The sequence below is a fragment of the Candidatus Eisenbacteria bacterium genome (assembly GCA_035712145.1).
GTDB lineage: Bacteria > Eisenbacteria > RBG-16-71-46 > RBG-16-71-46 > RBG-16-71-46 > DASTBI01.
Genome location: DASTBI010000252.1, coordinates 21525 through 32714 on the forward strand (window position 1 = coordinate 21525; position 11190 = coordinate 32714).

General features: G+C 69.3%; 10 protein-coding genes. All 10 read right to left on the minus strand.

All coding sequences use genetic code 11. The annotated features are described in order from the left end of the window. Positions 1–2: 2 nt before the first annotated feature. From lpxK to bamA, 10 genes are read right to left on the minus strand one after another with little or no spacing between them, the layout of a single operon-like run. A complete protein-coding gene (gene lpxK / locus VFQ05_17475; protein ID HET9328561.1) occupies positions 3–968 on the minus strand; it encodes a tetraacyldisaccharide 4'-kinase in 966 nt (321 codons plus the stop codon). Next, a complete protein-coding gene (locus VFQ05_17480) occupies positions 956–2203 on the minus strand; it encodes a glycosyltransferase N-terminal domain-containing protein (protein ID HET9328562.1) in 1248 nt (415 codons plus the stop codon). The genes lpxK and VFQ05_17480 overlap by 13 nt, the downstream gene beginning before the upstream one ends. Next, a complete protein-coding gene (locus VFQ05_17485) occupies positions 2200–2862 on the minus strand; it encodes a lysophospholipid acyltransferase family protein (GenBank protein HET9328563.1) in 663 nt (220 codons plus the stop codon). Before VFQ05_17485 ends, VFQ05_17480 begins: the two co-directional genes overlap by 4 nt. Beyond that, a complete protein-coding gene (lpxB, locus tag VFQ05_17490; protein ID HET9328564.1) occupies positions 2859–3986 on the minus strand; it encodes a lipid-A-disaccharide synthase in 1128 nt (375 codons plus the stop codon). Before lpxB ends, VFQ05_17485 begins: the two co-directional genes overlap by 4 nt. Continuing rightward, positions 3971–4975, minus strand: a complete 1005-nt coding sequence (locus tag VFQ05_17495) for a Gfo/Idh/MocA family oxidoreductase (GenBank protein HET9328565.1) — start codon at positions 4973–4975, stop codon at positions 3971–3973. The genes lpxB and VFQ05_17495 overlap by 16 nt, the downstream gene beginning before the upstream one ends. Further along, positions 4972–5748, minus strand: coding sequence for an acyl-ACP--UDP-N-acetylglucosamine O-acyltransferase (gene lpxA / locus VFQ05_17500; protein HET9328566.1), 777 nt, complete (start codon positions 5746–5748; stop codon positions 4972–4974). Before lpxA ends, VFQ05_17495 begins: the two co-directional genes overlap by 4 nt. After that, the gene (locus VFQ05_17505) at positions 5745–7067 is read right to left on the minus strand and encodes a bifunctional UDP-3-O-[3-hydroxymyristoyl] N-acetylglucosamine deacetylase/3-hydroxyacyl-ACP dehydratase (protein HET9328567.1); all 1323 of its coding nucleotides are present in this window, start codon (positions 7065–7067) and stop codon (positions 5745–5747) included. Before VFQ05_17505 ends, lpxA begins: the two co-directional genes overlap by 4 nt. Then, the gene (lpxD, locus tag VFQ05_17510) at positions 7064–8113 is read right to left on the minus strand and encodes a UDP-3-O-(3-hydroxymyristoyl)glucosamine N-acyltransferase (GenBank protein HET9328568.1); all 1050 of its coding nucleotides are present in this window, start codon (positions 8111–8113) and stop codon (positions 7064–7066) included. Before lpxD ends, VFQ05_17505 begins: the two co-directional genes overlap by 4 nt. Positions 8114–8126: 13 nt before the next feature. Then, positions 8127–8663 (minus strand): OmpH family outer membrane protein, encoded by a 537-nt coding sequence (locus tag VFQ05_17515; protein ID HET9328569.1) that lies wholly within the window; start codon positions 8661–8663, stop codon positions 8127–8129. Positions 8664–8707: 44 nt separating this feature from the next. Next, entirely contained in the window at positions 8708–11185 is a 2478-nt protein-coding gene (gene bamA, locus VFQ05_17520) for an outer membrane protein assembly factor BamA (protein HET9328570.1), read from the minus strand. Between the last annotated feature and the right edge of the window lie 5 nt (positions 11186–11190).

Here is an 11190-nt window from a genome sequence, read left to right on the forward strand (position 1 = left end):
GCTCACCCCTCGCTCTTGCCGGGCAGCGCGTCCTGGATGAGCGCCGCGCCCCCTTCCACCCACTCCCACTCGACCTCGAGCACGCGCACCTCGGCATCGCCGGGATGCGGCCAGCGCACCGCGTCCTTGGCGGTCATCAGCAGCGCGGCGCCGGCGCGGCGCGCCGCGGCCCGCTCGCGTTCGGCCTCCTCCCGGCGGAACCAATGGTGGTCTCGATAAGCCGAGAGCTCCGTGACCTCGAGCCCGGCCTCGCGCGCGCTCGCCGCCACCGCCTCGGGATGGCCCGTCGCCGTCACCACCCGGACCCTGCCGGGCGCCGCGGCCGGTGAGCCGTCGAGGTGGCGCACGCCCGTGACGCGATGCCGTCCCGCCGCGAAGCGCGCCGCTGGAGCGTAACGGCGAATCGACGCCACGTGGTCGCGATCGAGCGGCGGGATCACGCGTGTGAGGATCAGCCAGTCGGCGCGTTGCAGCGCACGTCGCGGCTCTCGCAGCCGTCCCGCCGGAAGGAGTCCTCCGCCACCCCAGGGGCTCGCCGCATCGAGCAGCACCAGATCGAGGTCGCGCGCCAGAGGCCAGTGGGAGAAGCCGTCGTCGACCAGGATGGGATCGTGACCCGACGCCGCGGCCGCTGCGGCCAGATCGACCTTCCGCCGGCCGGAGAACACTCGCGTTTCCCCGAGTGCTCTGCGATAGAGCAACGTCTCGTCCCCCTGGCCGCCGGGCCCCGGCCGGTAATCGCGGCAGACCACGGCGACCTTGCGGCCCATCTCCATCGCGACTCGAGCCAGGTGCAGGGTGAGCGTGGTCTTGCCCGTGCCGCCCAGGGTCAGATTGCCGACGCTCACCACGCGCGCCGGCACATGCTGCGCGCGCCGGAAGCCAAGCGCGTACGACCTTCGACGCACTTCCCACGCCGCGCCATAGAGAGCCGCCGCGGCGCGCGATGCCGGATTCAGCGCGGCCACAGCGTCCACTCCCGTAACCGGTCCACCGCCCGCCGCGTCGCGCCCCGGGCGCGGTTGGCCGCCGCGAGTGAAGCATCGGCGCGGTGCTTCAACAGCGAGGGATCGGTGAGCAATGCGCGGAGGGCCGAGGCCAGCGCAGCGCCTGGCGCCGCGATCTCGATGGCGCCCTGCGCCTGGAGCGTCTGCGCGGCTGGACCCTGAGCCTCGAGATGGGGGCCGGTCAGCACGGCCGCGGCGCAGGCCGCCGGCTCCAGGGGATTGTGGCCTCCGTAGGGCTCCAGCGTACCGCCCACGTACGCCAGCTCCGCGGCCGCGTAGTAGCCGGCGAGGACGCCGGGCCGATCGTCCCAGCGCCAGGCGCCGTGCTCCGGAACCCCGGTCGCTTCGGCAACGCCGGCCTCCTGCGCTTCGCGCCTCAGCCCGGCCGTGGCGTTCGCGTGGCGCGGCACCGCCACCACCTGCCAGCGGTCGCGGGCTTCGCCCGGCATCGCGGTCCAGGCCTCGGCAAGGTGCCGCGCCTCGCCGGGACGCACGCTTCCCAGCACCCACAGAGGTCGCGCGGGATCCAGTCCCAAGGCCGCGCGTGCCGTGCCACGGTCCGCCGCCGGCGAAGGCAGGCCGTCGTTCTTCAGATTGCCCACGGTCGAGGTTCGCACCGGGGAAGCTCCGAGCGCCAGCCAGCGATCACGATCCGTGTCGCTCTGACAGAGCACGGCCTGAAGGCCCGCGATCAGCTCGGTGAATGCAGCGCCGAGCCAGCGATAACGCTCGAGCGAGCGGGCCGAAAGCCGCGCGTTCAGCACCAGGACCGGCGCCTGTGCGCGCCGCGCCGCGATCAGCCATTGCGGCCAGAGCTCGGTTTCGAGCAGCACGAGGCACTTCGGACGAACGTGGTCGAAGAATCTCGCAGCGGCCTGCGGCGTGTCGAGCGGCGCCAGCGTGGCGTGCTCGCCCAGGTCGATGAGCCGCTGCCGCCCGGTGCGCGTGGTCGCGGTGAGCCGCAGCCGTGAGGACGGCGCGTCGCGCCGCAGCTCCGCGAGCAGTCCCGAGACCGCCACCGCCTCCCCCATCGAGGCGGCGTGGATCCACGCGTCCGCCGGCTCCGCATCGTGGACCTCTCCGAGCCGCTCGCTCCACGCGCTCCGCTCCGGCGCCGGCGCGATCCAGCGGCCCAGGGGAGCGGCGGCGCCGAGCAGCGGCGCGAGCGAGCGATACGCGGTCCACGCCACGCTCATGCCTGCCCCATGCGCCGATCCAGATCGCGAGTGATGTCCTCGATCGCTGCCTGGAGCCGCACGCGCCAGGCTTCCTCCTCACGGTCGTCGAGCCGGTTCGGCACCGCGAGCGGTGGGCCGTAGCCGATCATCACTCGGCTGAAAGGCTTCGGGATGCGGAATCCGTCCCAGGACCTCATCCGCCACTCGTTCCGCGCGGAGGCGGCGACGGGAACGATCGGAAGGCCGGTGCGGCTGGCCAGGTAGACCAGGCCGGGCTTCACCTGTTCCGCGGGTCCCCGCGGGCCATCGGGCGTGATCGCGAGAATGCGTCCTTCTTCCGCCAGCCGGAGCATGTCGCGCGCACCTTCTTCTCCGCCGCGCGTGCTCGACCCGCGGCCGGTGGCGTAACCGAGCCGTTCGACGATGCGGGCGATCAGCTCGCCATCCCGGTGCTGGCTGATGAGCACGCCGACGTCACGATGACGGTGAGCGATGGTCAGCGGCAGCAGGCGCGCATGCCAGAGCGCGAAGATCCACCGCTCGCCGGCTTGCCTCCCCGCTTCTCGCTCTGACGTCCCGATCCACTCCAGACGCCAGGTCTTGGCGAGCAGAACCAGGAGGCCGGCGCCCAGCACCGACGCGAGTCCGAACCACCACGGATACGACCGGCCGCTCAAGCCGCCAGCTCCCACAGGCGCGCGGCGGCGCGTGCGGAAGCACCGGGAGCGCCAAGCCGCTCGCGCACGACGCCCAAGGCTCGATGCTGAGCCTCGCGGGCCAGAGGATCGTCGAGCCATGGCGCCAGCTCGCGCACCAGCGCATCGGGCGTGAGGTCGCCCTGGATCAGCTCGGGCGCCACCATCGATTCCGCGACGATGTTCGGCAGACCGATGCGCTGAATCTGGACCAGCCGCCGCGCGATCGCATAGTTGAGCGCGCCGGTCCTGTAGACGACGACCAGCGGCGTGCCGAAGAGCGCGGTCTCCAGCGTCGCGGTTCCGGACGCCACGGCGCACGCGGTCGAGAACGCCTGGGTCGCGCGAGTGAGGCCGCGCGCGAGGCGAACGGGGCCGAGGTCGAGGCCGTCGGGAACCTCCATCCCCGGCGCCAGCGCCATGACCGCCTGGAGTCCCGGCCGCGTCGCCGCCAGACGGCGCGCGCCCTCGATCATGATGCCGGCATGTCGGGCGGTCTCCTGCGTCCGGCTTCCGGGAAGCAGTCCCAGCAGCGGGCGGCTCGGGTCGATCCCGAGCGCCGCATGGAAGCTCGGGGCGTCCGTCTCGGGGCCGAAGTCATCGAGCAGAGGATGGCCGACGAAGGTGACCGGCACCCCGGCGGCGCGGAACAGCGGCTCCTCGAAGGGAAAGACGACCGCGAGGTGATCCACCCACCGCGCCATCGTCCTCGCCCGCTCCGGATGCCAGGCCCAGACCTGCGGCGCGATGTAATAGAAGGTGCGCGCGCCGCGGCGCTTGAGCATGGGGCCGAGCCGCAGATTGAAACCTGGATAGTCGACCAGTACGACGGCATGCGGCCGGAAGCGGTCGTATTCCGCCAGCAAACGGCGGCGCGTGTCGAAGAGGAGCGGCAGGCGCTGGAGGATCTCGGCGAACCCCAGGACGGCCAGCGACTCGCTGCGGACCACGCATTCGACGCCGGCGTCCCGCATCGCGGGCCCCGCGACGCCGCGCACGCGACACGGCCCGAGCGCTCGCAAGGCCTCGACCAGATGCGCGGCGTGCAGATCGCCGGAAGCTTCACCCGTGACGACCAGGAACCGGCGCTCTAGCTCGTGGTCCACTGCACCATGCGGCGCCGCATCGCATCACGCACCGATTCAGCCACCCGCAGGGCTTCGCGCCCCGCCCAGCCGGTGGCCACGCGGGATGGCTCGCCCGCGATGTCGCGGGCGAAAGCCGCCAGCTCGAGCCGCAGCGGCTCTCCCTCCGGCACGTCGATCTTCTGGCGCTGGATGCCGGCCAGCGCGGCCATGAGCCCGGCGCCGCCCGGGGCGAGCGCCGCCCGTGCGCGCGGCTCGACCCGCAGATACTCCGCGCTGCGCCCGAACAGATCCACCGACAGGTACGAATCCGACTGGAAGAAGCGAATACGCCGCAGCCGCTCCTGGGACACGCGGCTGGCCGTGAGGTTGGCGACACAGCCGTCCGGGAATTCGAGCCGCGCGTTGGCGATGTCCTCGTTGTCCGACAGCACCGCAACGCCGACCGCCGAAATCGATTCGGGCACCTGGCCGGTGGCTTCGAGCACCAGGTCGATGTCGTGGATCATGAGATCGAACACCACGTCGATGTCGAGGGAGCGCGGCTGGAACATCGCGAGGCGATGGGCCTCCACGAACTTGGGCTCGCGCACGCGCTCGCGCGCCACGGCCATCGCCGGGTTGAAGCGCTCGACGTGCCCGACCCGAAGCGTGCGACCGGCGCGCTCCGCCGCGCCCAGGATCGAATCCGCCTCGGCGGTCGTGACGGCCAGCGGCTTCTCCACCAGCGCGTGGACGCCCGCCGCGAACGCGGTCTCCGCGGCCGCGCGATGGGCGATGGTCGGCGTGGTGATCGACACCGCGTCGACCTCGGCGAGCATCGCCTCCGGCGTCTCGAAACCGCGGCACCCGTGCGCTTCGGCCACCTTCCGGGCGCGGTCCACCGCCGTGTCGTAGAGGCCGACCAGCCGGATCGTGTCGTCCGCGGCGGACAGCTCGTGCCAGACGCGCGCGTGCTTCTCTCCCCACGCTCCCACGCCCCAGACGCCGACGCGCAGTGCCGCGCTCATCGTGACAAACCGCGGGAGGAGGTCTCGGCGAAGCGCGCGAGCATCTCGACCTCGGCCACGTCCGGGAATTCGGCCCGCATCCGCGCCACCGCCTCGGGAACCGTTGCGCCGTCACGGAAGAGGATCCTGTAGGCGCGCTCGAGCGCGTCGCACACGCTCTTCGAGAAGCCGCGGCGCTGGAGCCCGATCGAATTGATGCCGGCCAGCCGCGGAGGGCTTCCCGCCAGCTTCACGAACGGGGCCACGTCCTGCGTGATGCGCGAGCCTCCGCCGGCCATCGCGTGGCGGCCGACGCGCACGAACTGGTGGATCACCGTGCCTCCGCCCACGATCGCCCAGTCCTCGATGGTGACGTATCCGGCCATCTGCACCGCGTTGGCGATGATCACGTGATCGCCGACGGCGCAGTTGTGCGCCACGTGCGAGTAAGCCATGAGCAGGCAGCGGCTGCCAATCCGGGTGGTGGCGCCGGGCTCCGTGGCGAGGTTGGCGGTCACGTACTCGCGGATCTCGGTGTGATCGCCGACTTCCATGTACGACGGCTCGCCGCTGTATTTGAGGTCCTGCGGCGGGCTTCCGACCACCGCGCCATGATGGAGCTTGCAGCCCTTGCCGATCCTCGTCCAGCCGGTCACGAGCGCGTGACCCCCGATGCTGGTCCCGTCGCCGATCGTCACGTGGGGGCCGATGATCGCCCCCGGTCCGATGACCACACCCGTCCCGATCTGGGCCTTGTCGTCCACGAACGCGGCCGGATGGATGGCGGTGCTCATGATGAGCGCCGGTCCACGACGGTCGCCAGCAGCTCCGCCTCGGCCACGAGCTGGTCGTCGACGAAGGCCTCGCCGCGCATCTTGCTCGTTCCCTTGCGGAGCTTGAGCAGGGTGAGGACGAAGCGGAGCTGATCGCCGGGCACCACCGGGCGGCGGAACTTGGCGCCGTCGATGCCCATGAAGTACATCAGCTTGCTCATCGGGTCGTCCACCGAGTTGAGCAGCAGCAGTCCCCCGACCTGGGCCATCGCCTCGATGATCAGCACCGCGGGCATGATGGGGTGGCCAGGGAAGTGCCCCTGGAAGAACGGCTCGTTGATGGTGACGTTCTTGACGCCTTCGATGCTCCGCCCTTCCTCGATGCGGGTGATGCGGTCGACGAGGAGGAAGGGATAGCGGTGGGGCATGATGTCCATGATCGCCGTGATGTCCCACTCCTCGGCGGGACGGCCGGCGCGGCGGCCCGGCAGCGGCAGGGTCTCCTTGAGGTGCTTGACGAAGGCGACGTGGCTCTGATGTCCCGAGCGCTTTGCGGTGACGTGTCCGAGCAAGGGTCCACCGAGCAGGAAGAGGTCGCCCACCAGATCGAGCACTTTGTGGCGCACGAACTCGTCGGGGAAGCGCAGAGGCTCTTCGTTCAGCACCCGCTCTTCGCCCACCACGACGGCATTCTCGAGACGCCCGCCGCGGATCCAGCCCGCTCGGCGCAGCGCCTCGACGTCGCGCTCCAGCACGAAGGTGCGCGCGGGCGCGATCTGCTCGACGAACGACTCCGGGGTGATGTCGAGCGAGAACGCCTGGCGACCGACCACCCGATTGTCGTAGTCGATCAGGAAGCTGATCTTGAACCCGTCGTAGGGCGTGGCCTCGAGCTCGATGCCGTTCTCGGACCAGCTCACGGGCTTGGTCACCTTGATGTGACGCTTCGGCCGCTCCTGCTCGACCACGCCGGCCTGCGTCAGCAGCGCGGCGATCGGCGCGGCGCTGCCGTCGTCGGGCTCGGGGGTCTCCATGGCCGTGGTCTCGATCACGAGGTTGTCGATCCCGAGGCCGGCCACGGCGGCCAGGATGTGCTCCATGGTGTGGATCTGGACGTCGCCCTGCTGGAGGATGGTGCGGCGGCCGGCCTGCGGATCGAAGTGCGCGTTCTCGGGCCGCACGAGGACTTCGGGACGCCCGGGAAGATCGGCGCGCACGAAGCGCACCCCGCTGTTGGGCTCACCCGCCCGGAAGGTCACTTTGCAGCGCTGCCCGGTATGGAGTCCGACTCCCTCGAACGACACCGCGCGGCCGATGGTGCGCTGCGGCTTGAGGGTCACCGCACTTTCTCCTCTGCCTCCTGCCGCTCGAGCTTCTGCACGCGATCCTCGACCTCGCGCAGGCGCTGGAACATGGTGGGCAGCTTCTGCAGCGTGGCCTGGAGCCGCTTCCACAATCCGTGCTGCATCGCCGGGTAGCCGGTGACCACCGTATGGGCCGCGACCGACTTGGTCACTCCGCTCTGCGCGCCGACCATGGCGCCCTCTCCGACCGTGATGTGCCCGACCAGCCCCGCCTGGCCGCCGATCGTCACGTAGTCCGCCAGCTCGGTGCTGCCGGAGATGCCCACCTGAGCGACCACGATGCAATGCTTGCCGATCATCACGTTGTGGCCGATCTGCACCAGGTTGTCGATCTTGGTGCCGTCACCGATCCTGGTGCTGTGCGTGGTGGCGCGGTCGATGGTGGTGTTGGCGCCGATCTCGACGTCGTCGCCGATCTCCACGTTCCCCACCTGCGGCACCTTGTGATAGCGCCCCTGGTCGAAGGCGAAGCCGAAGCCGTCGCTGCCGACCACGACTCCGGGATGGAGGATGCAGCGTGCGCCCAGCACACAGTCCTCCCGGATCGTGACGCGCGGATACAGACAGGTCCTCTCGCCGATCACGGCGCGCGGCCCGATGTAGCCGTACGCCATCACCACCGAGCCGTCGCCCAGGCGGGCGCCCGGCTCGATCACGCACCAGGGACCGATCGAGACGCCTTCGCCGAGCTGCGCGTCGCTCGCCACCACCGCCGTCGGATGGATGCCGGGCGGCTGGCGATCGCGATCGGGACGGAAGATGCGCACCGCCTGCTGGAACGCGAGGTAGGGGTTGTCCACGAGGATGAGCGGCACGCTGCATTGCCGTGTGTCGCGAGCGCAGATGACGGCGGACGCCCGGGTCTCGTCGAGATAGGCGTCGTACCGGGAATTGGCGATGAACGTGAGATCCCCGGGCAGCGCTTCACGAATGCCCGCCACGTCACGGATCTCGATCGAACCGTCGCCGAGCAGCTGCCCGTTCAGCTCGGCGGCCAGATCCTTCAGGGTGCGCGTCACCATGCCAGGACCCTCCTCAACGGGTGCCCTGTCCGACGCGGGTATTGAGCTCGCGAACCACCTCGGCGCTCAAGTCCAGGCTGCGATCCGCATAGACGATCGCGCCGCCCGCCGCGTCGAACACGATGTCGAGACCTTTCTCTCCCGCCAGCTTCTCGACCACCGTGCGAATCTGCTCGACGATCTCCCTCGTCGTCCGCTCGTTCTCCTGCGAAGCGCGTCCAGTCGGTCCCCAGATCTCCTGAACGAAGGCTTCGTATCCCTGGATGGCCTTCTGCAGCGCTTCCTCCTTCTCCTGGCGCTTCACGCTGGAGAGGATCGGCCCCTGGTCCCTCATCTCGGCTCGCAGCTGGTCGACGACCTTCTGCTTCTCCGCGGCCTCGCTGCGCCAGTTCTGCACCTGGCGGTCGAATTGCTGCTGCGCTTCCTGGGCGAGCTTGTACTCCTGGAAGATCTTCGCGGAGTCGATGAATCCGATACGGGTGTCGGCGGCTCTGGACGGGGACCATGACGATGCCAGCAGCAGCGCCAGCACCGCCGTCCACCGTGCCACCTGTCCTCGGACGCGAGCCATTCGGTCGATCGGCCTCAGGGGTTCTAGAAGGACGTCTGTCCGAGCAGGAAGTGACCCACCCACTTCGGGCGGTCTCGGAGGTCCCCGCGGTTGAATCCGTAGCCGAAATCGAAGCCGATGTTGCCGAGCAGGGGGATTTCGAGACGAATACCTACACCTGCGCCCATCTTGAGGTCGAAAGGCCGGGCTTCCCGCATCAGGTCCCAGGTATTCCCCGCGTCGAAGAACAACACAGCATGCAGGGGGTGCGCAATTGCAAACTGCTGCTCGATGGAGTACGAGGTCATGAACTGGCCGCCCGGATAGCGGGACACGGTCGTGACCGTGTCGAAAACGGTCGAGTCGTTTATCACCCGGGTGGTGATGTTGTCGACATCCCGAATGAACTTCTCCGGAACGACCATGTAGTCCTCGTAGCCGCGCAAGGGATCGATGGTCGTTCCCCCTCCCAGCCGGAAGCGCTCGTACTGCGGCACCGGGAAGTTCTGGTCCGCGTACTTGCCGACGAAGCCGACTCGCGCCCGCACCATGGTCGTCCAGGTCGGGATGATCGAGCGGAAATACGCGCGCCCTTCGAGCCGCTCCTTGTGGAAGTTGATCGCGCCTCCGAAGGGACCGCCGGCGGCCTCGGTCTCGATCGAGAGCTGCGTCCCGCCCGTCGGGTAGAACGGGTTGTTCCTGCTGTTGCGGACGAAGAAGGCGCTCATGCTGCTGCTCAGGGTGGCTTTGCCGTTCTCGAGCCCGCGAAGCACGATCGAGTCCTGCGGCGAGAGATTGACCTTGTCGATGTGGATCGTGACGTTCTCGAGCTGGTACGTGAGCGATCCGCGCGCATAGTCCGGCCAGGCCAGTGGCCGGCCGATCCGCACCGACCCGCCGTCGCGCTTCTCTTCGTAGAGGTCCAGCTCGCGGTTGGTGCGGAACGCCGAGAACCCGAGCAGCGTCGGTGTGTCGCGGAACCAGGGCTCGGTGAAGCTGATGAAGTAGTCGCTCCGCTTGGCCCCGCGCTCCAGATGGAGCGAAAGGTTCTGGCCGTTGCCGAGCACGTTGTTGTGGCCCAGCTCCAGGAATCCGGTCACGCCGCTCTGCGCGGTGTATCCCGCGCCGGCCGAGGCCGTGCCGACCTGCTTCTCCTTCACCTTGAGCGTGATGTCCACATCGGTGCTCTCGGCCGGGACGAAGTCGATCTGGACGTCCTCGAAGAATCCGAGGCGGAACACGTCGCCCTGCGAGCGGACGAGCGACGAGCGCTTGAAGCGGTCGCCTTCGTGGATGTCGATCTCGCGCCGGACCACCTTCTCCCGGGTCCCGTGGTTGCCGGTGATGTGGATGTAGCGGACGTTGGACGGCGATCCTTCCTGGACCAGGAACGCCACGTCGACGGCCGAGTCACGGACGTTTTCGCGCGGCTCGATCCCGAGGTAGAGATAGCCCTCCTCGGCGTACGCCGCGTAGGCGTCCTGCACGGCTTTCTGGACCTTCGAGCGGTCGTACACATCGCCCGGCTGCGCGGTCCAGAAGCGGGCCAGCGTCGCCGGCCGCAGCACCTGGTTGCCGGTCCACATGCCGGTGCCGAAGACGTAGCGGCGGCCTTCTTCGATGGTGAAGACCAGAGTGAGGTCGCGCGGCCCCTTGCCGGGCTTGAGCTCGTGCGAGACCAGACGCACGTCCCGATAGCCGTGGTTCCAGTAATACTCCCTGAGCTTCTCCAGGTCCTCGGCGAACGACTCGTCCTTGATCTCTCCGCCTCCGAAGAAGCCCTTGGTCTTGGTGGCGATCGTCTTCTTGAGCTTGGCCGGGTCGAACGCCTTCATGCCGACGAACTCGACCTTGGTGACGCGGACCCGCTCGCCTTCGCGCACGGCAAAGGTCACCTTGACCCGATTGCCCGCGGTCGAGTCCACCTTGGCATCGATGGTGGCGCGCCCGAATCCTTCCTCGCGGTAGTACTTGAGCAGCGTGTCCACCTGGGTCTGCACGAGCGTCGGCGTGTAGGGCTCCCCGACCCGGAGGAAGAGCTTCTTTTCCAGCTCGTCGGTCTCCCGCCTCTTGTTTCCGGTGAACTCGATGGCGCCGATCCGCGCGCGCTCGACGACATGGATCACCAGATCGACCTCGTTCCCGCGCGGCAGACGCTCCACCCACGCGTCGGCGAAGAGGCCGAGCGCGAACAGCTTGTGGATGCCCCGTTGCACGGCTTCGAGGCTGAAGCGGGACCCAGGAATGACTTCGAAGGAGCGGATGATCCGTGCGGTGTCGGTGGCGACGTTGCCCTGGACCGAGATGTGCCCGACGAACGATGGCGCCACGCGGGTGGTGTCCCGGCTCGGCGCCGGCGCGGGCGTGGGCGCAGGAGCATCCTGGAACGTGCCGGGAGCCGCCGCGGTGTCGGGTGCGGCGGATGGCGTCACCGCCTGCTCGACGGCGCCCTGCGCACCGGTCGAGTCGGACGGCGAGAGGGCCGGAGCATCGGGACCCTGAGCCCCGGCCGAGGCGGCCATGAAGG

Excerpts from the sequence above, each read along its gene's own strand:
- lpxD (HET9328568.1), bottom strand. The coding sequence starts at position 8,113 with ATGGTGACGCGCACCCTGAAGGATCTGGCCGCCGAGCTGAACGGGCAG.
- lpxA (HET9328566.1), bottom strand. The coding sequence starts at position 5,748 with ATGAGCACCGCCATCCATCCGGCCGCGTTCGTGGACGACAAGGCCCAG.
- VFQ05_17495 (HET9328565.1), bottom strand. The coding sequence starts at position 4,975 with ATGAGCGCGGCACTGCGCGTCGGCGTCTGGGGCGTGGGAGCGTGGGGA.
- bamA (HET9328570.1), bottom strand. The coding sequence starts at position 11,185 with ATGGCCGCCTCGGCCGGGGCTCAGGGTCCCGATGCTCCGGCCCTCTCG.
- VFQ05_17480 (HET9328562.1), bottom strand. The coding sequence starts at position 2,203 with ATGAGCGTGGCGTGGACCGCGTATCGCTCGCTCGCGCCGCTGCTCGGC.